This window comes from Segatella intestinalis (assembly GCF_029348455.1).
In the GTDB taxonomy this organism is placed as follows: Bacteria; Bacteroidota; Bacteroidia; order Bacteroidales; family Bacteroidaceae; genus Prevotella.
In genome coordinates this window covers 40,383-64,306 of sequence record NZ_JARJVV010000017.1, presented here as the reverse complement: position 1 = coordinate 64,306, position 23,924 = coordinate 40,383, and the positions used below count along the sequence as shown (strand labels likewise).

The window sequence follows — 23,924 nt, the reverse complement described above, 5'->3', positions numbered from 1 at the left end:
TGCTGCCGATTATACTTTACATTCAAAACAAAACATTGAATATTAAAAATTAAAACATTAGATACAATGATACAGCCAGCCAATAGAGTAACCGAGATACAGGAATACTACTTCAGCCGCAAACTGAAAGAAGTAGCCCAGTTGAATGCCGAGGGAAAGGACATCATCAGCCTTGCCATCGGAAGTCCAGATATGCCACCGTCAAAGCAGACCATCGACAAGCTCTGCGAAGTGGCTCAGAAGTCCGACACACATGGATATCAGCCCACAGTGGGCATTCCTGAACTGCGAAAGGCAATGGCAGAATTCTATAAGAGATGGTACGATGTAGACCTCGACTGGGCTACAGAGATACAGCCGCTGATAGGCAGCAAGGAAGGCATCCTGCACGTTACCCTGGCTTTCTGCAATCCTGGCGACGAGGTGCTGATTCCTAATCCTGGCTATCCCACCTATACTGCCATCAATAAGATTTTGGGTACCAAGATAACTTATTATGATCTCAGAGAAGACAATGGATGGCAGCCTGACTTCGAAGCCTTGGAGAAGATGGACCTGAGTCATGTCAAGCTGATGTGGACCAACTATCCCAATATGCCTACAGGAGGCAATGCCCGCATGGAGACTTACGAGCGACTGGTAGAGTTTGCCAAGAAGCACAATATCGTTGTGGTGAACGACAATCCTTACTCACTCATCCTCAATGAGCACCCCATGAGCATCATGCAGGTGCCGGGAGCAAAAGACTGCTGTATCGAATTCAACTCGCTGAGCAAGAGTCATAATATGCCCGGATGGCGTGTGGCGATGATTTCGAGCAACAAGACTTTCATCTCGTGGATTCTCAAGGTGAAGAGCAATATCGACAATGGCTCGTTCCGAGGCATACAATTAGCTGCTGCCGAGGCCATGATAGGTAACAGCGATGAATGGCACCACGAAAACAATATCGACAACTATCGTCGTCGTCGCGACATTGCCGAACAGATCATGGACGTGATGGGGTGTACCTACGATCCTAAGCAGGTGGGCATGTTCCTTTGGGGTAAGATACCTGAGAGCTATGCCGATGTAGAAGACCTGACCGAGAAAGTGCTCCACGAGGCACGGGTGTTCATTACACCAGGCTTTATCTTCGGAAGCAACGGCAAGCGTTATGTGCGCATCAGCCTGTGTGCCAAGGACGACAAGATGAAGGAAGCCTTGCAGCGCATCAAGAAGCTCTTCGCATAGAGTCTTCACCTTAAAGTAAACAGAAAACATTCACATAAAAAAATATAAAAGATTAAGATATGGAATTAGAATTAGAACCTTTACGTCTTCCCAGTGATCAGGAACGTCCCATCGTAATAGCAGGACCATGTTCTGCCGAAACCGAGGAACAAGTTATGACAACCGCCAAGCAGTTGGCAGAAAAGGGATGCCACATGTTCCGTGCAGGTGTGTGGAAGCCACGTACCAAGCCAGGAGGCTTCGAGGGAAATGGCGAGACTGCTCTTCCCTGGATGAAGCAGGTAAAGGAGGAGACCGGCATGCTTACAGCTACCGAGGTGGCAACACCCGAGCATGTGGAGCTGGCTCTTAAGTATGGCATCGATGTGCTGTGGATAGGTGCCCGCACTTCTGCCAACCCATTCGCCATGCAGGCATTGGCCGACAGTCTGAAAGGTGTCGATGTGCCTGTGTTGGTCAAGAACCCTGTCAATCCCGACCTGGAGCTTTGGATAGGAGCCTTGCAGCGTATCAATCAGGCTGGTATCAAGCGCTTGGGAGCTATCCATCGTGGTTTCTCAAGCTTCGACAAGAAGATCTATCGCAACCTGCCTATGTGGCAGATTCCTATCGAACTGCATCGCCGCATTCCTCAGTTGCCTATCGTCTGCGACCCAAGCCACATCGGTGGACGTCGCGACTTGATAGCACCATTGTGTCAGCAGGCTATGGATCTCGGTTTTGATGGTCTTATCGTCGAGAGCCACTGCAGTCCTGACGATGCATGGAGCGATGCCAAGCAGCAGGTTACTCCCGATGTGCTCGACTACATTCTCAGTCTGCTTGTCGTTCGCGATGAGCACTACTCTACAGAGGGACTGCATCAGTTGCGTGGACAGATTGACGAACTGGACAATCAGTTGATGGAGCTTTTGGCAAAGCGCATGCGTGTGTGCCGTGAGATTGGTACATACAAGAAGGAGCACAATATGACAGTTCTGCAGACCAACCGCTACAACGAGATTCTCGACAAGCGTGCTGCTCAGGCTTCACTCTGTGGCATGAGTCCAGAGTTTGCTGCCCAGATATTCGAGCACATCCACGAGGAGAGTGTTCGCCAACAGTTGGAAATCCTGAACCAGAAGTAATTCATACGCTTCGTTCTTTACTTATAAAGAGATATGAAAATATTGATAATGGGAGCAGGCAAGATGGGAAGTTTCTTCATCGACCTGCTCAGCTTCGACCACGAGGTGGCCGTATACGAGAAGGATGCCAAGCGGTTGCGCTTTACCTACAACTGTCTGCGCTTCACCAAGTTGGAGGAGATAGCCGAGTTCAAACCCGAGCTCGTCATCAATGCCGTGACGGTGAAGTACACCTTGCCTGCATTTGAGGAGGTGTTGCCCTGGTTGCCCAAGGACTGTATCATCAGCGATATAGCCAGTGTGAAGACAGGCCTGCACGAGTTTTATACGAAGAGTGGTTTCCGTTTTGTCAGCACGCACCCGATGTTTGGTCCTACCTTTGCCAATCTGAATCAGTTGTCAGAGGAGAATGCCGTCATCATCAAGGAAGGCGACTATATGGGCAAGATATTCTTCAAGGATCTGTACCAGCAGTTGGGACTCAACATGCACGAGTACACCTTCGACGAGCACGACCAGACAGTGGCTTACTCGCTGAGTATTCCTTTTGCCAGCACTTTCGTTTTTGCTGCTGTGATGAAGCATCAGGATGCTCCGGGTACTACCTTCAAACGTCACATGAACATTGCCAAGGGCGTACTCAACGAGGACGACTATCTGTTGCAAGAAGTTCTCTTCAACCCCTATACTTCAGGACAGTTGAGCCAGATTCGTGAGGAGCTTGCCGAGCTGATCGATATCATCGACCATAAGGATGCCGGTCGCATGAAGGCTTTCCTCACCAAGATACGCAATAACGTAAAGGAAGATATTGAAATAAAGAATTAGAAAAAGTCGGAAGACCTCTTCTTTGTACCAATTCCAATAGATCCCTCCAGTTTCACGCGCTGTCGTTTCGTATCTTCGATATCGTATTCCGTGAGTGCCTTTGGCTTGTTGCCGAAGACTATTTATTTAGGGTCTGCTGAATAATTCAGCAGACCCCAATTAAATGCAAAGATACTGTTTTTCTAAAATTAGGGGCATAGAATGGGTTAAATCTTATAAAATTAGGGGGATAAGGTTAAACAATAAGGATTATTCCGTTATGAATTTTGGGCGGGATGACTCGCCCTTTTTTATTATCATTTGGAGATTATATCTATTTGTTTTATTGGATTTCCAATATTGTATCTTGCGAAAGTTGAGTTACATCAAATGTTGGATATATTCATCCAGCTCTTTGGGTTTTCCGTCCTTTTCACACAGTTTCGACAGCATACGTTTACGCGACATGGAAATGTCGGGCAAGTTGCATTGCATGAAGCAACTGATGGCAGAGGGGGAGAAGTGCAGTCTTATCAGCAGGCAAATACGATATTCCTTTTTGCTTAGTTTCAATTTGATATTTGCCAAAGATGGAATCATTCCCTCAAGGGTTTCTTCTAAGTTGTCCCAGGTTTCGTCAGTGATTTTCTCTTGCGGATGACATTCGATATAAGCCAGTTTCTTATACACAAATGTATCCATCAGTTGTTTGTTTATCTCGACAAGATTACGTCCGGAATGAATGCTTTCGTATTGATTAATTTCTTTTTGGAGATTTTCTATGATAGCCTCTTTTTCTTTGATGAGAGCCGCTATTTTTGTTTCGTTCAAGTTTTTCAGATGAGCCAGTTCAGTCTTTGTCGTTTGCAATTTCAGAATGCTGGCTTTGTATAGGCGTTGAGCCACCAATAGCTTATGGTTTCTCTTCCTGATGTTTTTTCTGTAGATATAAACAGCCGATAATAAAATCAAGCAACTGCTTATAATAATAAGGTATATTGTATTTAGTCTTTGCTTTGCCTTATATTCAGCTTCTTTAGCCAGTTTTTGATTTCTGCTATAGTCATACATAGCCTGCATTTGTTGCAACTGCGATTCTCTCAACTCATAGAGTGAGGAATCATTATATTCAGAACTCAATAAGGCATACTTTGCAGCTAAAGCTGAATGATTTGTTTTTGTGTAATATTTTGCCAATCCTTTTGTGGCTGCACATTTGTTGCTGTAAGATTTGCTAAGTTTTAAGCTTTGATTCAAACAAAGAAATGCAGAATCTAATTGACCAGAAAATAAGTAATAATCTCCTTGTTCGCAAAAAATGTAAGCTTTAGAATCTTCGTAATTGTCATTTCCATTATATTCTGTCTTTTTAAAAATCTTAAATGATTCTTTTGCTCTTTTATAATCTTTCTTTTCTATATAATAACCATAATTGCATCCAAAAACAATATTTGCAATTTGGTCATATCCATGTTTTTTCAATAAATTGTATGCTTTTAGATTTATATGAATTGCAGAATCTATTTCACTCAAATCATAAAAAGCTGTACTCTTATTTTGAAAAAACAAAATGGCATTTAATGTATCTTTTGCTAAATAGGCATATTTTGTCGCATTATTTAAAGCTGATAATTCTTGATATGGAATATGTTGTTTTTCAAACAATGTTCCCATTTGTCCATATATTCTACTAAGTGTGGTATAGTCACAATCTTTTTTGGTTGTGTCAGCTTGTTCCGCTGCTTTATCATAATTCTCCAAAGCCATAGGAGCTTCATATAGGTCACGATATACACAACCAAGCATATAGTAGGCGAGCATACGTTCATTGGATGTACCATGGTTTTCGTAATAAGCTACGACATTTTTCATGATGCTGTCTGACGAAAATAAAATGTCTGCTTTATTCATTGCCTTATGATAGAGCAACTGATAACGCATACGTTGAGCTTTAGAAAAGTCATTTAGCTGCGGCTTGACTTTATCCAATAGTTTGATAGCAACTTTTGCCGAATCATCATCTATATTCATGATGCTGTCAGCTTGCTGCAACAAGTCATCATATTGCTTGTCGCCATGACAACCAACAAGCACAAATAAGGACACAATTGCTAAAAGTACTAACGGAAGTTTTTTCATTTTTTCTATATATTTATCTTATGCAAAGATAGTGCAAACCGAAGGCAGAATCATCAAGCTTGCTTGAATGTTTTGCTGAGATGCAGCCTATCTTATGCAAAGATAATATAATTATCGGAAAAATGCAAATTGATGTGGTTGTTTTTCTTTCAGGAAGATTTTGACTTCAAAATTTTATGATAAATCTATTCTTGTTGATTTTTGTGAAGTTTTTATAATTATTTGTTTTATAGTGACTTATAGGACCTTTGTGAATTCCTGTGAATTTTTTATAGCCTATTCTTTATAATTTTTCAGAAAGATCAGATTATCTTTGCACCATCGTTTTTAATATGATAAGATAGAGTATATGGAAAATAATTTTTGTAAGCGTGTTTCATTGTTAACTCTTGGCCTTCTGCTGACGTATATCAGTGTATTTGCCCAAATTCATTTACAGATATTTGTAAAGGATAGCAAACAACAAGCCGTTGAGCGTGCTGAAGTAAGTGTGCAGTACGGCGACTCAATAGTGGACTTTGGTATTACCGCAAAAGGCGTTTTTACTGCTACTGTGCCTTCGGCTGGCATTTACAGCATACAGGCATCCTGTGTGGGATACACTCCTGTAAGTATTTCGAAGGAGGTGACGCAAGAAAGCAAGGTTGTACTGGTAATGACCGAACAATCCATCCAGCTTAACGAGGTTTCTGTGACAGCTAAGAAAATACCCCAAACCACAGCTACAGGTACAGTATATACTCTTTCGCAGAACGCCAAGGAATGTGGCAATCCATTTAAGGCCTTGTCGGAAATACCCTTGTTGAGAGTGGATATTTCTAATCAGACTGTTGAGATGGCTGATGGGGAAAGTCCGCTAATTCTCGTTGACGGCAAGTTGTTCAATTCAGGCATAGCCCCCATTGATCCTTCTCGTATAGAATCTGTGGAACTTTCAGAAGTTGTCAGTGCACGTTATCTGCAAATGGGAGTAACCAAGATACTTAACATACGATTACGTAAAGACACGCCTTGGTATTCTTTCTCAGAGCTTCGCACACGCCATGATTTTCCTTCAAGATATGGTTTAGGTGCTGGACGTTTTGAAGTAGGAAAGAAAAAATTCGCAATCTCGGGCTATGTTGGTCTTACCTATCTTCGCCACGACAAAACAAGTTATGAAGTAAACGAAAGCAACGGAAGCGCTATTAAGAATCGAAATGGTGAGGTCAAGAAAAGAACTGATAATCAGGATGGCTATCTGTTGTTGAAGTGGATGCCAAATTCAAACGATTACTTTTCTGCTATATTCAAGGGACTAAATAACGACAATAGAAACAAGGCTCATTTTGATGGTCGCTATATCACTGAAAATACAAACAATCCTTTTCATAACAATCAGTCGGAAACGAGCTCTGACGGAGGTATGTTGGGGTCTTTCTATTATGAACATTCTTTCAAGGATAACAGCATATTGGCATCGTATGCCAAATATAATTATGGATTTGCAAAATCCTGTCAGGTGAATGTGGAGGAGAATGCAGACAACACCGTACCCACCATGGTAGATTTCGACTCAAGACGAGACCAATATGAAGTGTCAATAGATTATGACAGTGGTGAAAAGAAATATGGAAACATAACTTCGGGTGCCAGCATGGAGTATACCATGGATAAAGACTATAACTATGTAGCCACACCTACCGAAGAGTTGCACACAAAACGGTTGAACAGTTTTGCCTATGCATCGTATGCCAACGGAATAGGCAAACTCTACTATATGGCTTCGGCAGGTGTGCAGTTGCTGAGCATATCTACGGATGCAGACAAAACTACTCATTGGCGTCCCAAGGCTTCGGCAAGCCTGACGTGGCAGTTGCCTCATCAGCAAGTATTACGAGCAAGTTATTATCTCACCAACCGCCTTCCAGAAACCAGTCAGTTGACAGCATACAATACTTCCACCAACCCTTGGTATCGGATAGAGGGAAACCCATATCTGGTACCTGTAATGATACAAAATATCGACTTGAAGTATGACAAGTCGATAGGTGACTTTATGATTCGTGTATATAGTAGTCATAATCGGTATAACAAAATGATAGAGTCGTATGTAAGAACAGAGGATAACATACAGATAGAGTCGTACCGAAACAATGGTACCTATATTGGTACTAATGTAGGTTCTTATATTTCCTATCGTGCCAAGTCGTTTAAGGCTTCTTTCTCAGCTGAGTATAACTGGGATAAATATAATGGTCAATCGGCTAAGGGATATGTCGACCTCAATGGACATGTACGTTGGGATTTTGGAAAATTTTTCCTCTATTCTACCTTCAACTGGCAGAACAAAAGTTACACGGCTATCAGCCATACAGAGTATCACAACCCAATAGAAGCCCATGTTCAACTGGCATGGCAAATTACCAAACAACTCTATGCATCCATAGCCATGCCTTATTATTGGGGAATAAAGAGCCAGACCAATATTACAGAGATGCCTGGTTATACGATGAATAATAAGATGCGCTTTAAGAGTGAAAGCCTAAGGCCATGGTTGCTCGTTTCGTGGACTCTTTATAAAAATCCTAAGCTAAGGATTGACGACAGAAATCCTGATATGTAAAAATATAATTTGTAGTATTATAAAAAACAGGTCGAAATGGAAAAGTACATACCTTATTTACTTAAATTCGCATTCATGATTTTTGCAGTTTTTCCTGCAATCAAACATGAATGGCTGGCTATAAGCGTGGGAGTCATAGCCTTAGCAATACCTTTGGTTTGCTTTGTCTGGTGCTGGATTTCCGATAGTGTGATGAAGGCATTTGAGCATGTTCGCAAAGACAGTATTTATAATGTGATGATTTCTTTTATAGGATTTGTTATATACTATTCTGTATATGATCATTTGCTAATATGGATCATTATTTTGGCATGTTATTTATTCGACTTCTATTGTGAATATTCTTCTCAGAAAGATCGTAAATGATTGAACTTTCACAAGTCCAGAAGTTATAGAAGTTAAAGAAGTTATCACTCCCTTCGGTCGTTAGAAGTTATAGCCAACAGCCTTTTTGGTTGAATATCTATCTGTAAAGCATATGGCTTTAAGTTCTCTAACTTCTTTTACTTCCCCATTTGCGGAAGTTGAGTAAATGATAAGTCAACTTCCGAAAATGGGGAAAGTAGAGTTAATATAAGGATGGCAGGATTGATACTCTTGCTATCCTTTTGGGGTATAAGAAAGTGTGTTTGTCACACAAAATACGGTTTTTTGTGACAAAAAATATTAAATGATCCGACTATTAGTATGAACAGCTATACTTATTTCGCTGATTTTTATATCTTTGCACCATCGTTTTAAAATAAAGTCATCAGCATGAAAAAAATCATTTATATTATTTCAATTCTTTTCGTAGCAATTGTTATTACAACTATTGCATATGCTTTATTTGATTTTAATCATGAAAATTTGATAATAATTTTCTTTTCATCTTTAATTTCAATTATCATTACGGAATATGTTAGGAAAAGGATTTCTTGACTAACATTGATTGGGTAAGTTTTCATGGTTACTATAAAAGTATTAATTGAATAATAAGCATTAAATGAAACTCGAAAAAATGCAAAACAATATGATTTTCAACAAAAAAATAGTGTGGAGGATTTGGAGTATATGGTTATTCCTTAACCTAAGTTTGTTGATTATTGCAAGTAGGCAAACGGCTGAAACAGGTAGCAGAATCGCCTGTATATATCCTTTTAATTACCACATGGCTAATACAAGTTTGTGGGCTTATGACATTACGGAATTTATAGGCTATGCATTGGTTATACCACCTGTTGTGGCTTTTCTGTTTCAAAGATTTAAGAGATCAGAAAAGGATAGGTTTTGCCAAATGATGATATTTGCTTTTAAAACCTATATCATATATTGCTTTGGCTTTGTTGTAATAGCTTATTGGGATGACTCTGCCATTATAGAGTTTTACCTTACGATAGCCAAGGCCATAGCCATGATGATAGTTACCTACTATGTGGCATATTAAATGTGGTTCTGATACTTGTAAGAATTTAATTTGTTGTGTATATAAAAATAAACAGAAATGGAAATGTACATACCTTATTTACTTAACTTCGCTTTACTGAAGTTTCGCAAATAGGGAAGTTATAGAAGTTAAAGTCATATGCTTTATGACTAAATAGTCGACAAAAAGTTCACTTTTTATTTTGTTTTGTCTTCGATTTGCTGTAACTTTAAATAAGTTACGCTGCATCTCAACAATAAAAACAAAAAGTTCACTTTTTATTTTGTTTTGTCTTCGATTTGCTGTAACTTTGCACCCGCAAACTACAATTTGATAAAAGTTGTTTTCTAACTGATTAAAAGATTAGATTATGAGTGAACAGATTGAGCAACAGAATAACAAGGTGCAGACAACAGCAGAGAAAACAACTGCGGCTGCAGAACAGGTGGCTGGTTTCCAGGTGGTAAACGAGGGCTTCACTACACGTGAGGCTATTGAGGAAGCCAAGCGATGCCTCCATTGTAAGGTGCCACAATGTAAGAAGGGATGTCCTATCGGAAATGATATCCCCGACTTTGTGCATGAACTTTCCATGGGTAATATGGGTGCGGCTATGTCTATCATCAATGCCAAGAGTAATCTGCCTGCTATCTGTGGACGTGTGTGTCCTCATGAGAAGCAATGCCAGGGCAACTGTGTGCTGGGCAAGAAGGGAAAACCTGTACAGATAGGCAAGTTGGAGCAGTTTGTTGCTGACTTCGATACCAAGATGAACCTCTCTCGCGAGAAGCTTCCACAGAAGACTCGTGGACGTGTGGCTGTCATCGGTTCTGGTCCTGCCGGACTTACTGTTGCTGGTGATTTGGCACGTCAGGGCTTTAATGTCACGATCTTCGAAGGACAGGCTGAGCCTGGTGGTGTGCTGATGTATGGTATTCCTGAATATCGACTGCCCAAGGCCGTGGTACGTGCTGAGGTGAGCAAGATAGAGGCTCTCGGTGTACAGTTTATCACCAACTGCATGGTGGGTGAGAACAACGTGACAATAGACAGTCTTTTCCGTGCTGGCTACGATGCCATTTTCATGGGAACAGGAACCAGCGTACCTCAGAATATGGACTCTACACCTGGTGCCAAGTTGCATGGTGTGAGCCAGAGTACTTATTTCCTGCACAATGTCAATGCCTATAACGAGGGAGCCTTGACACGCGACATGGTGCCTCTTCGTGATGGAGAGAAGGTGGGTGTGATAGGTGGAGGAAATGTGGCCATGGATGCTGCACGTACTGCCATTCGCCTGGGTGCTGATGTGACTGTGCTCTATCGCAAGACACAGGAAGAGATGCCTGCCATACAGAGTGAGTATGATGAGGCTGTGAAGGAGGGTGTCAAGTTTGAATGGAAAACTACAGTCGAGGCTTTCCTCAAGGGTAAGAACGGAAGACTGGGAAGCTGTGTACTCAATACTCCAGAAGGTGAGCGTGTAGAGAAATTCGACCGCATCTACTTGGCCATCGGATCACGTCCTGCCAACCGTATTGTCTCTACTACTGCAGGTATCGAGGTTGACGAGAAAGGTTATGTCAAGGTGGTGGAGCGTCCTTTTGGTATGACCACCCGCAGAGGTGTGTTTGCCGGAGGCGACGTGGTTCATCGTCCTCAGACTGTGGTGCTTGCCATGAAGGCTGCCAAGGAGGTGGCTCAGGGTATTGCTCAATATGTCGATGCCATCAAGTTGCTCGAAGAGGCAAAGCGCATCGAGAAGAGCGGCACGACAGACGTAGAATAACGTTATAGACTTTTAAATCGCATTAATATCTCCCAAAACTCATTGGTGGTTTTGGGAGATATTATTTTTTTATTTACTTTTGTAGGCATAACTCAACTTATGTAAGTTGTAGAAGTTCAATAAGATAAAACGAATGAAGAAGACTATATTGATGATCGTGCTGGTATGTTGGGCAGTGGCAATGGTCAGGGCACAGAAAACCTGCGTCATAGCCAATGCCGAAGACCATGTGCCTGTGCGTGAAGCTTTGATTCATACCGATAACAATCATTGGGCACGTACCGACTACAGAGGATACTGGACCATGAAGTATCAGTTTGACAGTGCTACGGTGTCGAAACCGGGCTTTCTGAAGACTACCATCTATCTGAAGAATCTCCCCGATACGGTGTTTCTGCTGCCACAGAGTCACCAACTCAGAGAGGTGGAAGTATGGGGAGAGAATATGCCTGGCATCAAGGGCATTCAGAACGATGCGCACCGGCAGGCTGAGATAGGTGGGGCAAATGCTCCCAGCGGAGCGAGCTTCGACTTGGCCAAAATGCTTGACAAGAGGGGAAGACGTGACAGCAAGCACCTGCGAGAGGCTCAAAAGATATTCGGCGAGATGGATCGCAAAGACCCCATTGTGGCTGCCTACGAGAAGGCCACAGGGAAGAAATATCAGGCTAACGACAGTATGATGAAGTCGAGCGTGGAGCCTATAGAACCTCGCCAGCAACCTGCCGTTGCATCTGATGCAGAAAAGGCAAAAGCTGCAGGAGAAAGAAATGGGCAAGGCAATGTGCCGGAAAAGAATCCCGGCAAGGAGCAAGGTAAAGGAAAAAACAAGGAACAAGGGAAGGAGCCGCTTCCTGTAAATGATGAAAAATCGTCAAAAAAGGTACGCGTGTCGGTAGAACAGTCGGTAAGTATCCTAAAGTGACAGATTTGACGTGCTTTTTTGGTTACTAATATAGGGTTTTCGGAATTATTTTCGTAACTTTGCAGCCAAAATAAAAAAAGAATTTAAAATGTTTGAAAATTTAAGTGATAGACTGGAACGATCCTTCAAGATTCTGAAGGGTGAGGGTAAGATAACCGAAATCAACGTGGCAGAGACCATGAAGGACGTACGCCGTGCTTTGCTCGACGCCGACGTCAACTTCAAGGTAGCTAAGGAATTCACCAACAAGGTGAAGGAAAAGGCACTTGGTATGAATGTGCTCACGGCTGTAAAGCCTGGTCAGTTGATGGTAAAGCTGGTTCACGACGAGCTGGCTGAGTTGATGGGAGGCGAGGAAGCTCCTCTGAAGCTCGAAGGTCATCCTGCCATCATTCTGATGAGCGGTCTGCAGGGTTCGGGTAAGACCACCTTCAGTGGAAAGCTTGCCAATATGCTCAAGACCAAGAAGGGCAAGAAGCCATTGCTCGTGGCTTGCGACGTTTATCGTCCTGCTGCTATCGACCAGTTGAAGGTGGTAGGAGAGCAAGTGGGTGTTCCTGTATACAGTGAGCCTGAGAACAAGGATGTTTGTGTCATTGCCGACCATGCCATCCAGCAGGCTAAGACCAATGGCAACGATGTTGTCATCGTGGATACTGCCGGTCGTCTGGCCATTGACGAGCAGATGATGAACGAGATCAGCGGTCTTAAGAATCATCTTCGTCCCGACGAGACTCTCTTCGTAGTTGACTCGATGACTGGTCAGGATGCTGTCAATACAGCCAAGGAGTTTAACGACCGTCTTGATTTCAATGGCGTGGTTCTTACCAAGCTTGACGGTGATACCCGTGGTGGTGCTGCTCTCAGTATCCGCACTGTGGTAACCAAGCCTATCAAGTTTATCGGTACTGGCGAGAAGATGGAGGCTATCGACGTGTTCCATCCTGCCCGTATGGCCGACCGTATTCTCGGTATGGGTGACGTGGTTTCGTTGGTAGAGCGTGCTCAGGAGCAGTTCGACCTTGAGGAGGCAAAGAAACTGGAGAAGAAGATTCGCAAGAATCAGTTCGACTTCAACGACTTCTATGCTCAGATACAGCAAATCAAGAAGATGGGTAATATCAAGGATTTGGCTGGTATGATTCCCGGTTTAGGCAAGGCCATCCGTGATGTGGATATTCCTGATGATGCATTCAAGAGCGTTGAGGCTATCATTCAGAGTATGACTCCCAAGGAGCGTTCTAATCCAGGTATCCTCAATACCAGCCGTCGTCAGCGTATCGCCAAGGGCTCGGGTACCAATATCCAGGAGGTGAACAAGCTGATCAAGCAGTTCGACCAGACCCGCAAGATGATGCAGATGATGACTGGTGGCGGAATGGCAGGCATGATGAGCCGCATGAAGGGTATGAAGGGAATGCCCGGTATGCCAAAGATGCCAGGAATGTGATAACACATAACATTGATTATTTAATATTGAATGAAATGCAACTGATAGACGGAAAGGCAACGGCAAATGCCATTAAGGAGCAGATAGCCGAAGAGGTGGCACAAATTGTTGCCAACGGAGGAAAACAGCCACACCTGGCTGCTGTACTCGTAGGACATGACGGAGGCAGCGAGACCTATGTCAAGAATAAGGTGCTTGCCTGTGAGAAGTGTGGATTCAAGTCGACCCTTATTCGTTACGAGGACAACGTGACCGAGGAAGAGTTGTTGGCCTGTGTGGACAAGCTGAACAAGGATGAAGATGTAGATGGCTTCATCGTGCAACTGCCTCTTCCTGCCCATATTGACGAGCAGAAAATCATCATGGCCATTGATTATCGCAAGGATGTGGACGGTTTTCATCCCATCAATGTAGGTCGCATGGCTATAGGTCTGCCTTGTTTCATCTCTGCCACTCCGTTGGGTATTCTTACCCTGTTGCAGCATTATCATATTCCTACCAGTGGCAAGAAGTGTGTAGTGCTTGGCAGAAGCAACATCGTGGGCAAACCTATGGCGCAACTCATGATGCAGAAACAGTGGGGTGATGCTACCGTAACGGTTTGCCATTCTCACTCTGCCAACTTGAAGGAGGAGTGCCGTGAGGCGGATATCATCATTGCAGCTATCGGAAAGCCCAACTTCGTTACAGCCGATATGGTGAAAGAGGGAGCTGTGGTGATAGATGTTGGTACAACCCGCGTGCCTGATGCTACCCGTAAGAGTGGCTTCCGTCTGAATGGTGATGTCAAATTTGACGAGGTGGCAGAGCGTTGCTCTTATATCACCCCTGTTCCTGGTGGTGTAGGTCCTATGACCATCTGCTCGCTGATGAAGAATACATTGGCTGCAGGAAAGAAGGAATTCTACAAGTAGCAATATACTTGATTTTTTATAACTCTCTAATTTGTTGGAGGCCGAGTGTAGTGATGCACTCGGTCTTTTTTTTGTTTCCCTAACTCCAGAACTTACTGAAACTCTCTATATATAATAAATAATGTTCGCGCGCGTAGAAGCATGGAAAAACTTGTGTTTTAGCTTGAAAATGTAAGTAGACTGGGAGGTTGTGATAGGGTGTGAATAATCGATGTGAAAGTCTTAAAGTTATTTTGCAATCGTACAAAAAGAAGAAAATATGTGCTTTTTTTCCAGTTTTCACGGGATAAATGTAAAATATTATGGGAAAAGTTTGGTAGTTAAGTTTTTTTTTTATTACTTTGCACTCGATTTCAAAAATGTGCAATGTGTTGCGCAATAATAAAGATTTCAATAACATTTTTAATAAATTAATTTTTAGAGAGACATGAAAAAGTTAGGTTTATTGTTTGCTGCCGCTGCAATGGCAGTTTCAGTAAATGCTCAGACAGTTACTGAGAGCAAGACATTTGACAACTTCTACATCGGCATCAACGGCGGTGCTCAGGTAAAGACTACTGGCGAGAGCTGGATGAACAACCTGAACTCAAACGCTGGCCTTCGTATCGGTCGCTGGTTCACTCCAGTATTCGGTTTGGCTGCTGAGGGTAATGTTTACTTCAACGATCACTGCAAGCACTACATGCCACAGTCTAAGACTTTAGCTCGCTACATGAACGTAGGTTTGATCGGTACTGTAAACTTGAGCAACTGGTTTGCTGGTTACAAGGGTGAGCCACGTTTGTTCGAGGTTGTTCCTGTATTCGGCTTCGGTTGGGGTCATACATTCGGTACAGCTGCTGGTGATAATGAAAAGGAGCTCAACGCTCTTACTTCTAAGGCTGGTATCGACTTCACATTCAACCTGGGCAAGGCTAAGGCATGGCAGGTATATGTTGAGCCTTCTATGAACTGGGCTTTGAACGGCTATGGCTATGAGGGTGTTGCTTACGACATCAACAAGTCTGCATTCCAGTTGAACGCTGGTATCGTTTACAAGTTCAAGAACTCTAACGGTTCTCACAACTTCACAATCGCTCAGCTCCGCGACCAGAACGAGATCGATGGTTTGAACAGCCAGATCAACAGCCTTCGTGGTGACTTGAACGACAAGGACGCTCAGCTTTCTGCTAAGGACAAGCAGATCAAGGATCTTCAGAATGCTCTCGACGAGTGCAACAAGAAGCCTAAGTATGTGAAGCCAGCTACTGCTACAAACTTGCAGCCAACTGTATTGTTCCGTCAGGGCAAGGCTGTTGTAGACAAGAGCCAGATGCCTAACATCGAGTTGATCGCTCAGTATATGAAGAATCACGCGGATGCTAAGGTTGAGATTAAGGGTTACGCTTCTCCAGAGGGTAACAAGGACTTCAACCAGGCTCTTTCTCAGAAGCGTGCTGACGCTGTTAAGAACGTACTCGTTAAGAAGTACAAGATCGCTGCTGATCGTTTGACTACTAAGGGTATGGGCGCAACAGACAAGCTCTTCAAGCAGGTTGAGTTCAACCGTGTATCTACTTTCAACGACAACGCTGTTGCTGAGTAATTGAAAGCGATACGCTAAAAACGATATTGAATAATATCAAAATAGGGAATCCCTAAGGCTTCGGTCTTAGGGATTTTTTTTGTTTATAGTAACTGATTGATATGTAAATGTAGCAAATGTCTTATAGATTGTAAGTATTATAGGTTATTTTTGTAACAAAATACGCGTATTTGTGAAAGTTTATACGAAATTTGTTGGCTATTACATAAAAACTCAGTATCTTTGTAGGCAAAATAAACGAAGATACAAAAATGATGAAACATCCATTAAGAAGTAGTGTCTGTACTGAAGGCAGAAGAATGGCAGGTGCCCGTGCACTCTGGGTAGCTGCTGGTATGAAACATGAGCAGTTTGGCAAACCTATTATCGCCATTGTGAACAGCTTTACACAGTTTGTGCCAGGTCATACTCATCTTCATGAAATCGGTCAGATTGTCAAGAAGGAAATAGAAGCAATGGGTTGCTATGCAGCCGAATTCAATACGATAGCCGTAGACGACGGTATTGCAATGGGTCACGATGGTATGTTGTATTCACTTCCAAGCCGTGATATCATCGCCGATTCTGTAGAGTATATGGTAAATGCACATAAGGCTGATGCCATGATTTGCATCTCCAATTGTGACAAGGTGACTCCGGGTATGCTGATGGCTTCTATGCGTCTGAACATCCCTACTGTATTCTGTTCGGGTGGCCCTATGGAGGCAGGACGATGGAAAGGCGAGAATGCCGACCTGATCACTGCTATGATCAAAGGTGCTGACACCAGTGTCTCTGATGAGGAGATGACTCAGATAGAGCAGTGTGCATGTCCAGGATGCGGTAGTTGCTCGGGTATGTTTACTGCCAATTCCATGAACTCTCTTACCGAGGCTATCGGTCTGAGCCTTCCTGGCAATGGTACCATCCTGGCTACTCACAAGAACCGCATTCAGCTCTTCAAGGATGCAGCACGTCAGGTGGTTAAGAATGCTTATGCTTATTATCAGGATGGCGATGAGAGTGTATTGCCACGCAATATCGCTACCCGTGATGCATTCCTCAATGCCATGACATTGGATATCGCCATGGGCGGAAGTACCAATACCGTGCTTCACCTGTTGGCTGTGGCTCAGGAGGCTGGCGCCGACTTCAAGATGGAGGACATCGATCAGTTGAGCCGTAAGGTGCCTTGTCTCTGCAAGTTGAGTCCTAACACTCAGAAGTACAGTGTGCAGGAGTGCAACCGTGCAGGAGGAATCATGGGTATATTGAATGAGCTCAACAAGGGAGGACTTATCAACGGCTCTGTAATGCGAGTTGATGGTCATACTCTTGACGAACAGATGAAGAAATATGATATCACCACTGGTCAACTCGACCCAGAGGCCGACAGAATCTATCATTCTGCACCTGGTCGTAAGTTCTCTACCCAGATGGGTAGTCAGGATGCTCAATGGGAGAGCCTGGATACCGACCGTGAGAATGGTTGTATTCGCGATTTGGAGCATGCTTATACCAAGGATGGTGGTCTTGCTGTGCTGTTTGGCAATATTGCCCAGAACGGTTGTGTGGTAAAGACTGCCGGTGTAGACCCTGTGCTTTGGCATTTCGAGGGTCTTGCCGTATGCTTCGACTCTCAGGAGGATGCCTGCGAGGGAATCTTGGATGGCAAGGTGAACTCGGGCGACTGTGTCGTTATTACCCACGAAGGCCCTAAAGGTGGTCCTGGTATGCAGGAGATGCTTTATCCTACCTCTTATATCAAGAGCCGCCATCTTGGCAAGGAGTGTGCGCTCATTACCGATGGTCGTTTCTCGGGTGGTACGTCAGGTCTTAGCATCGGTCATATCTCACCAGAGGCTGCAGCAGGTGGTAACATCGGCAAGATAAAGGATGGCGATATCATCGTGATCGATATTCCTAACCGCAGCATCAATGTGAAGTTGAGTGATGAGGAACTCAATGCCCGTCCACAACAGCCATTGAAGCGCAACCGTGTGGTAAGCAAGGCTTTGCGTGCCTATGCACAGAGTGTAAGCTCTGCCGACAAGGGTGGTGTGAGAATCATAGATTAGTAGTATCTTTAGAAATTTAAGAGAATTCGGAGGAAAGTTAAGTGAGTTCCCACTTAACTTCCCTCATCATATAAAAACAATAAGTATAAATGGCAAAAGAAGTAATTTCAGGAGCAGAAGCATTGATGCGCTCATTGCAGGCAGAAGGGGTGACAACCATCTTCGGCTATCCGGGTGGAAGCATCATGCCAGTGTTTGATGCACTGTATGGTTACACGAGAGGAGAAAATAAGGTGTTTGATCACATCTTGGTACGTCACGAGCAGGCTGCTGCTCATGCTGCACAGGGTTATGCCCGAGTCAGCGGTGAGGTGGGAGTGACTCTTGTGACAAGTGGTCCTGGTGCAACCAATACGCTGACTGGTATTGCTGATGCCATGATGGACTCAACCCCTATTGTGGTTATTGCTGGTCAGGTGGGTGTTGGTGCCTTAGGTACTGATGCATTTCAGGAAGTAGACTTGGTGGGTGTTACCCAGCCAATCTCCAAATGGTCTTATCAGATCAGACGTCCTGAGGATGTGGCATGGGCTGTAAGCCGTGCTTTCTATATCGCCCGTAGCGGTCGCCCGGGTCCTGTCGTGCTCGACTTCACCAAGAATGCCCAGGTGGCTTCTTGCGAATGGGAACCGGTGAAGTGTGAGAAGGTGACATCCTATAATCCTTATCCTAAGATTGACGAGCAGGCTGTGGCTGAGGCAGCCGAACTCATCAACAAGGCAAAGAAACCTTTTGCCTTGGTGGGTCATGGCGTGGAACTTGGTGGTGCCCACAATGAACTGTTGGAGTTCTTGGAGAAAGCCGATATCCCTGCAGGACGTACGCTTCTCGGACTCTCAGCTCTGCCCAGCAATCATCCTCTCAATATGGGTATGCTCGGTATGCATGGCTCTTATGCCACCAACATGAAGACGCAGGAGTGTGATGTGCTGATAGCCATCGGTATGCGCTTCAGCGACCGTATCACGGGTGTTCCTTCCAAGTATGCTCCTCAGGCTAAGGTGATTCATCTCGATATTGACAAGGCCGAGATAGACAAGGTGATAAAGACGGATGTCGCTGTCATCGGTGACTGCAAACAGTCGTTGCCAGCCATCACACGTCTGCTGAATAAGAATGTACACCGTGAATGGCGCGACTCTTTCGATGTGTATCGCCAGCAGGAGCAGGAGAAAGTTATCGAGAAAGACATTCATCCTAAGGAAGGTCCACTGTTGATGGGTGAGGTGACCAATGTGGTGACCGAGGCTACTCACAACGAGGCTGTGCTCGTGAATGATGTCGGTCAGAATCAGATGATCAGCAGCCGTTATTTTAAGTTTACCAAGAAATTGTCTATCGTCACCAGTGGTGGCTTCGGAACCATGGGCTTCGGTTTGCCTGCAGCCATCGGTGCTACTTTCGGTGCTCCCGACAGGACAATCTGCTGCTTCTTCGGTGATGGCGGTTTCCAGATGAACATCCAGGAACTGGGTACTATCATGGAACAGCAGGCTCCTGTGAAGATGATTCTGCTGAACAACAACTACTTGGGCAATGTGCGTCAGTGGCAAGACCTGATGTTCGAGGGTCGCCGTTCGTTCACCCACATGTTGAATCCACGTTATGCAGAGGTGGCTCATGCCTATGGTATTCCTTACGATGTGGTCATCGACCGCAAGGACTTGAAGGCAAAGGTAGAGAAAATGATTGCCACCAAGGGCCCTTATCTCTTGGAGTGCGCCATCAAGGAGGACGAGGACATCGTGCCTATGACTCTGCCAGGCAAGAGCGTGGACGAGATGCAGCTCGAGTTGAACTATTAAGAGTGGAACTGGAAGAGTGAGGAATCGACTCCTTGTGAAAGAGGGGTGAAGTATCAACTTCTTTGAACGATAAGATTATGGAGAATAACAACGAAAAGAAATTATATACACTGCTTGTTTATTCTGAGAACATTGCCGGTATTCTGAATCAGATTACAGCCGTGTTTACTCGCAGACAGGTGAATATCGAGAGTTTGAATGTATCTGCCAGCAGTATCAAGAACATTCACAAGTACACCATTACAGTGTGGAGTGACGAGGAGCAGATAGAGAAAATCAACAAGGCGATAGAGAAAAAGATTGATGTGGTGAAGAGTGACTATTATACCGATGACCAGATCTTTATCCACGAGGTGGCTCTTTTCAAGATTTCCACACCCGTCTTGCTGGAAAATCCTGAGGTGTCGCGTACCATCCGCAAGCACGATGCACGCATGATGGAGGTAAATCCTACTTACAGCACGGTGCTCCTTGCAGGACTGACAGAAGACATCGCCGACTTGTTCCATCAGCTCAACAGCTTTGACTGTCTCTTGCAGTATACTCGCTCTGGACGCATTGCTGTGACAAGAAGTTATGATGAGCCTGTATCCGATTATCTTAAAAAAGGCGAAGAGGAGTAACTTCATAGAGTGATGAAAATAGTATAAAATATGAATTATAAGAGTCGTATTTCTATGGTCATCTGACTATGGAAATACGACTTTTATATAATAAAACAAGTACGAGATATGGAATTATTAAGCAAAGTAGGAAGATATGAGTTCCTTTCGGAACCTTTTCATTGTGACTATTCCAGTCACTTGTTTATGGGGCATTTGGGCAATCATCTGTTGAATGCTGCCGATTTTCATAGCAACGACAGGGGATATGGTATGAACTATCTCATGCCTCGCCATCGCACATGGGTATTGAGCCGTCTTGCCATTGAGATGACAGAGATGCCCAAGTCGTATGACAAGTTCGCAGTGGAGACATGGGTGGAGAATGCCATGAAGTATTTTACAGCGCGCGACTTCAAGATCTGCAGCGCATCACCGGCAGGTGAGGAGGAGAAAGTATATGGTTACGGCAAGAGTGTGTGGGCTATGATAGACACGCAGAGCCGCCAGCCTGTAGACATCTTCTCGATCAACGATGGCTTGATATCTCAGTATATCGAGACAGAAAAGGAATGTCCCATTGCTGCCAGCTCGAGGGTGAAGATGTCGGCAGATGCCCAACTCGTCAGAACCATTGACACCTATTATAATGATGTGGACGTCAATGGACATATCAATTCGGTGAAATATATCGAGCACATCCTCGATTTGTTTGATTTGGATTACTATAAGGCCCATTTCCTGCAAAGATTCGAAATAGCTTATGTGGCAGAGAGCCATCAAGGCGATAAATTGAACTTCTATATGGAGAAAGTAGGAGAGAATGAATATTGCATAAAAGTAACAAAAAGCATGCAAAATTCTGAAAAAGATATAGAAGTTGTAAGAAGTAAAGCGAAATTTATAAAAAAGTGAAAGAAAAATTTGGTTGTTTCATAATGATTTATTACCTTTGCAACCGAATTAATAAAAGGAATAAACCCATAGCCGCTTTCTTGGATAGGGAGTGGACGGATCAAAAGACTTTCTTTGAATAAGTAGGGCTCGCATCCGTATGGATAAGTAAAACCCGCGGCTTCACAACAGTAGTCGCACAAAAAATTTTTATTATGGCAGAAATGAATTTCGGTGGCGTAATTGAAACAGTAGTCACCAGTCATGAATTTTCATTGGAGAAAGCACGTGAAGTATTGAAAAATGAAACTATCGCCGTTATCGGTTATGGTATTCAGGGTCCTGGTCAGGCATGCAACCTTCGTGACAATGGCTTCAACGTAATCGTTGGTCAGCGTGAGGGTAAGACTTATGAGAAATGTCTGAAGGACGGATGGGTTCCTGGTAAGACTTTGTTCTCTATCGAGGAGGCTGTTCAGAAGGGTACTATCATCTGTATGTTGCTTTCTGATGCCGGCCAGATTGCTGTTTGGCCAAAGATTAAGCAGTATCTTACAGCAGGTAAGACTTTGTATTATTCACATGGTTTCGCTATCAACTGGAGCGATCGCACAGGCGTAGTTCCACCAAAGGATATTGATGTTATCATGGTTGCACCTAAGGGTTCTGGTACTTCTCTCCGCACTATGTTCTGCGAGGGTCGTGGTTTGAACTGCTCTTATGCTGTTTACCAGGATGCATCTGGCAAGGCTGAGGAGAAGACAATTGCCTTCGGTATCGGTATCGGTGCCGGTTACTTGTTCAAGACTACATTCCATCGTGAGGCTACTTCTGACCTTACTGGTGAGCGTGGTTCTTTGATGGGTGCCATCGAGGGATTGTTGGAGGCTCAGTATGATGTGCTCCGTGAGAATGGTCACTCACCATCAGAGGCTTTCAACGAGACTGTTGAGGAGCTGACACAGAGCCTTGGCCCTCTCTTCGGTGAGAAGGGTATGGACTGGATGTATGCTAACTGCTCTACTACTGCACAGCGTGGTGCGCTCGACTGGGCTCCTCGTTTCCGCGAGGCTATCAAGCCAGTTATGGAGTGGTTGTATTACTCTGTTAAGACAGGTAATGAGGCACAGATTTCTATCGACAAGAACTCTCAGCCTGACTACCGTGAGAAGTTGAACGCAGAACTCGAGGCTATGCGCAACAAAGAGATGTGGCAGGCTGGTGTTACTGTACGTAAACTTCGTCCTGAGAACAACTAATTTTTTTCTCGTACATAATGTTGGAAAGGGAATGGTCCGTGAGGGGTCGTTCCCTTTTGTTTTTTTGTTCCAATGCTGATACCTCAAAATGAAGACATAAATATTGCAAATAATATAGATAACAATAAACCAGTCACAAATTGTGAGCAGTTATAAAATAATGAGATCGTAGTTACCACTCTTGTAGACTGTCAAATAATGTCTGTTCGTGGAAATCAATTATGATAGATAGAGGCTTGGCAGAACTTTACGTAGTTTTTTTTTGAAAGAAAAGTCTCAAAGTATCATTCTTGACTTAAAAATATTTGTAATGCACTGATTTATAGGTGTATATAATAAATGATACTTTTTGTGTTTTGTTGCAAAAAGTATCATAAAAGTATCATAGAAGTCTCATTTTGGGCCGATTTTAGGCTTTTCCAGCCTTTTCCCAGTCTTCTGCTTTATCTTTCAGATACTGAACTTTAGCAAGTTCAGAAGTTATAGAAGTTAAAGAAGTTATCACTCCCTTCGGTCGTTAGAAGTTATAGCCAACAGCCTTTTGGGTTGAATATCTATCTGTAAAGCATATGGCTTTAACTTCTCTAACTTCTTTAAATTCTTTAACTTCCCCATTTGCGAAAGTTGATGCAGGTATTCTTCATTATGTTTTCTTTGAATGCTTGTTGGAAATAGAAATGATAGTGCCCAAAATAAATCTTATTATTTGGGCACTCGTTGCCCCGCCATGTTGGCAGTGTGTGCCCGAGGCTTGTTCTGTTGATGCCCGCTGGTTGTTCTGCGGATGCCCATACGTTGGTCCATAAGGGATCATGTGGTGGGCACGAACTTCTTTAACTTCTTTAACTTCCCATTTGCGTAAGTTGGCTTAATGATTGATTATCTTAATAACGTGGAATAAGGCATAATGCCGCATCGAAAATGATATTTTTCGCTTAAAATGAGATTTTTGTGATACTTCTATGATACTTTATCTCATATTTCAAGAGAAGTCTCATTGTTGATAACTGGTATTATATCAATTAGTTATAACGATATTGAATATCAAAAATGATACTTTGATACATTTTTATCAAAAAACAAATTAACGTGCATGAACCATATTAATTTAGCCAACCATCTACAGCTATTCCATTAAGTTGCTGAATAAATGTAAATATCACTGCGTTTATGCGGAATTTCTATCCAAGAACACCTGCAGATATCCGGCATAATATAACGGAATATTATACAAAGTGAAAGACTTACCTTTCTGAGTCGTTACTGTATCCGATGTCATCGGACCATTCCAAATCAAAACTATTATTTCGCATTCCATTTCCAAACCA

Annotated in this window: 16 protein-coding genes; 15 read left to right on the top strand and 1 reads right to left on the bottom strand. The window is 43.5% G+C overall.

The window, feature by feature from the left end:
- The first annotated feature begins 66 nt into the window (after positions 1-66).
- From P3T48_RS11725 to P3T48_RS11715, 3 genes are read left to right on the top strand one after another with little or no spacing between them, the layout of a single operon-like run.
- Positions 67-1,233, top strand: a complete 1,167-nt coding sequence (locus tag P3T48_RS11725; protein ID WP_276506821.1) for a pyridoxal phosphate-dependent aminotransferase — start codon at positions 67-69, stop codon at positions 1,231-1,233.
- A gap of 59 nt (positions 1,234-1,292) precedes the next feature.
- A complete protein-coding gene (locus P3T48_RS11720; RefSeq protein WP_022252049.1) occupies positions 1,293-2,360 on the top strand; it encodes a bifunctional 3-deoxy-7-phosphoheptulonate synthase/chorismate mutase type II in 1,068 nt (355 codons plus the stop codon).
- 33 nt (positions 2,361-2,393) lie between these two features.
- Positions 2,394-3,188 carry a prephenate dehydrogenase gene (locus tag P3T48_RS11715; RefSeq protein ID WP_276506820.1) on the top strand — a complete coding sequence of 265 codons (795 nt, stop codon included), beginning with the start codon at positions 2,394-2,396 and terminating at the stop codon, positions 3,186-3,188.
- 360 nt (positions 3,189-3,548) lie between these two features.
- On the opposite strand, the gene P3T48_RS11710 is transcribed toward P3T48_RS11715, so the two are convergent.
- The gene (locus P3T48_RS11710; RefSeq protein WP_276506819.1) at positions 3,549-5,306 is read right to left on the bottom strand and encodes a hypothetical protein; all 1,758 of its coding nucleotides are present in this window, start codon (positions 5,304-5,306) and stop codon (positions 3,549-3,551) included.
- Between the two features lie 349 nt (positions 5,307-5,655).
- On the opposite strand from P3T48_RS11710, the gene P3T48_RS11705 reads away from it, so the two are divergent.
- The 12 genes from P3T48_RS11705 to ilvC all read left to right on the top strand — a co-directional run bounded on the left by P3T48_RS11705 (position 5,656) and on the right by ilvC (position 22,596).
- Complete coding sequence (locus P3T48_RS11705; protein ID WP_276506818.1) at positions 5,656-7,911, top strand: TonB-dependent receptor; 2,256 nt, start codon at positions 5,656-5,658, stop codon at positions 7,909-7,911.
- Between the two features lie 1,012 nt (positions 7,912-8,923).
- Entirely contained in the window at positions 8,924-9,337 is a 414-nt protein-coding gene (locus P3T48_RS11700) for a hypothetical protein (protein ID WP_276506817.1), read from the top strand.
- A gap of 349 nt (positions 9,338-9,686) precedes the next feature.
- The gene (locus tag P3T48_RS11695) at positions 9,687-11,105 is read left to right on the top strand and encodes an NAD(P)-dependent oxidoreductase (RefSeq protein ID WP_276506816.1); all 1,419 of its coding nucleotides are present in this window, start codon (positions 9,687-9,689) and stop codon (positions 11,103-11,105) included.
- A gap of 133 nt (positions 11,106-11,238) precedes the next feature.
- Positions 11,239-12,030, top strand: a complete 792-nt coding sequence (locus P3T48_RS11690) for a hypothetical protein (RefSeq protein ID WP_276506815.1) — start codon at positions 11,239-11,241, stop codon at positions 12,028-12,030.
- Positions 12,031-12,118: 88 nt separating this feature from the next.
- Positions 12,119-13,480, top strand: a complete 1,362-nt coding sequence (gene ffh / locus P3T48_RS11685; protein ID WP_022252242.1) for a signal recognition particle protein — start codon at positions 12,119-12,121, stop codon at positions 13,478-13,480.
- 35 nt (positions 13,481-13,515) lie between these two features.
- Complete coding sequence (gene folD, locus P3T48_RS11680) at positions 13,516-14,394, top strand: bifunctional methylenetetrahydrofolate dehydrogenase/methenyltetrahydrofolate cyclohydrolase FolD (protein ID WP_276506814.1); 879 nt, start codon at positions 13,516-13,518, stop codon at positions 14,392-14,394.
- Positions 14,395-14,821: 427 nt separating this feature from the next.
- Positions 14,822-15,979 carry an OmpA family protein gene (locus P3T48_RS11675; protein ID WP_276506813.1) on the top strand — a complete coding sequence of 386 codons (1,158 nt, stop codon included), beginning with the start codon at positions 14,822-14,824 and terminating at the stop codon, positions 15,977-15,979.
- Positions 15,980-16,233: 254 nt separating this feature from the next.
- Complete coding sequence (gene ilvD, locus P3T48_RS11670; RefSeq protein WP_276506812.1) at positions 16,234-18,036, top strand: dihydroxy-acid dehydratase; 1,803 nt, start codon at positions 16,234-16,236, stop codon at positions 18,034-18,036.
- An 89-nt stretch (positions 18,037-18,125) separates the two neighbouring features.
- The gene (gene ilvB, locus P3T48_RS11665) at positions 18,126-19,841 is read left to right on the top strand and encodes a biosynthetic-type acetolactate synthase large subunit (RefSeq protein ID WP_217757346.1); all 1,716 of its coding nucleotides are present in this window, start codon (positions 18,126-18,128) and stop codon (positions 19,839-19,841) included.
- Between the two features lie 77 nt (positions 19,842-19,918).
- On the top strand, positions 19,919-20,464 hold the full coding sequence (ilvN, locus tag P3T48_RS11660) for an acetolactate synthase small subunit (RefSeq protein WP_022252249.1): 546 nt from the start codon (positions 19,919-19,921) through the stop codon (positions 20,462-20,464).
- Between the two features lie 108 nt (positions 20,465-20,572).
- On the top strand, positions 20,573-21,358 hold the full coding sequence (locus tag P3T48_RS11655) for an acyl-[acyl-carrier-protein] thioesterase (protein ID WP_158464387.1): 786 nt from the start codon (positions 20,573-20,575) through the stop codon (positions 21,356-21,358).
- Between the two features lie 194 nt (positions 21,359-21,552).
- Positions 21,553-22,596 carry a ketol-acid reductoisomerase gene (gene ilvC / locus P3T48_RS11650; protein ID WP_022252252.1) on the top strand — a complete coding sequence of 348 codons (1,044 nt, stop codon included), beginning with the start codon at positions 21,553-21,555 and terminating at the stop codon, positions 22,594-22,596.
- Positions 22,597-23,924: the final 1,328 nt, after the last annotated feature.

What these genes read in the sequence shown, in the direction of transcription:
- P3T48_RS11695 (WP_276506816.1), top strand. Translation starts at nt 9,687, where the DNA reads ATGAGTGAACAGATTGAGCAACAGAATAACAAGGTGCAGACAACAGCA.
- P3T48_RS11690 (WP_276506815.1), top strand. Translation starts at nt 11,239, where the DNA reads ATGAAGAAGACTATATTGATGATCGTGCTGGTATGTTGGGCAGTGGCA.
- P3T48_RS11700 (WP_276506817.1), top strand. Translation starts at nt 8,924, where the DNA reads ATGATTTTCAACAAAAAAATAGTGTGGAGGATTTGGAGTATATGGTTA.
- P3T48_RS11715 (WP_276506820.1), top strand. Translation starts at nt 2,394, where the DNA reads ATGAAAATATTGATAATGGGAGCAGGCAAGATGGGAAGTTTCTTCATC.
- P3T48_RS11725 (WP_276506821.1), top strand. Translation starts at nt 67, where the DNA reads ATGATACAGCCAGCCAATAGAGTAACCGAGATACAGGAATACTACTTC.
- ffh (WP_022252242.1), top strand. Translation starts at nt 12,119, where the DNA reads ATGTTTGAAAATTTAAGTGATAGACTGGAACGATCCTTCAAGATTCTG.
- P3T48_RS11720 (WP_022252049.1), top strand. Translation starts at nt 1,293, where the DNA reads ATGGAATTAGAATTAGAACCTTTACGTCTTCCCAGTGATCAGGAACGT.
- P3T48_RS11705 (WP_276506818.1), top strand. Translation starts at nt 5,656, where the DNA reads ATGGAAAATAATTTTTGTAAGCGTGTTTCATTGTTAACTCTTGGCCTT.
- ilvB (WP_217757346.1), top strand. Translation starts at nt 18,126, where the DNA reads ATGGCAAAAGAAGTAATTTCAGGAGCAGAAGCATTGATGCGCTCATTG.
- P3T48_RS11655 (WP_158464387.1), top strand. Translation starts at nt 20,573, where the DNA reads ATGGAATTATTAAGCAAAGTAGGAAGATATGAGTTCCTTTCGGAACCT.
- ilvD (WP_276506812.1), top strand. Translation starts at nt 16,234, where the DNA reads ATGAAACATCCATTAAGAAGTAGTGTCTGTACTGAAGGCAGAAGAATG.
- P3T48_RS11710 (WP_276506819.1), bottom strand. Translation starts at nt 5,306, where the DNA reads ATGAAAAAACTTCCGTTAGTACTTTTAGCAATTGTGTCCTTATTTGTG.
- ilvC (WP_022252252.1), top strand. Translation starts at nt 21,553, where the DNA reads ATGGCAGAAATGAATTTCGGTGGCGTAATTGAAACAGTAGTCACCAGT.
- folD (WP_276506814.1), top strand. Translation starts at nt 13,516, where the DNA reads ATGCAACTGATAGACGGAAAGGCAACGGCAAATGCCATTAAGGAGCAG.
- P3T48_RS11675 (WP_276506813.1), top strand. Translation starts at nt 14,822, where the DNA reads ATGAAAAAGTTAGGTTTATTGTTTGCTGCCGCTGCAATGGCAGTTTCA.
- ilvN (WP_022252249.1), top strand. Translation starts at nt 19,919, where the DNA reads ATGGAGAATAACAACGAAAAGAAATTATATACACTGCTTGTTTATTCT.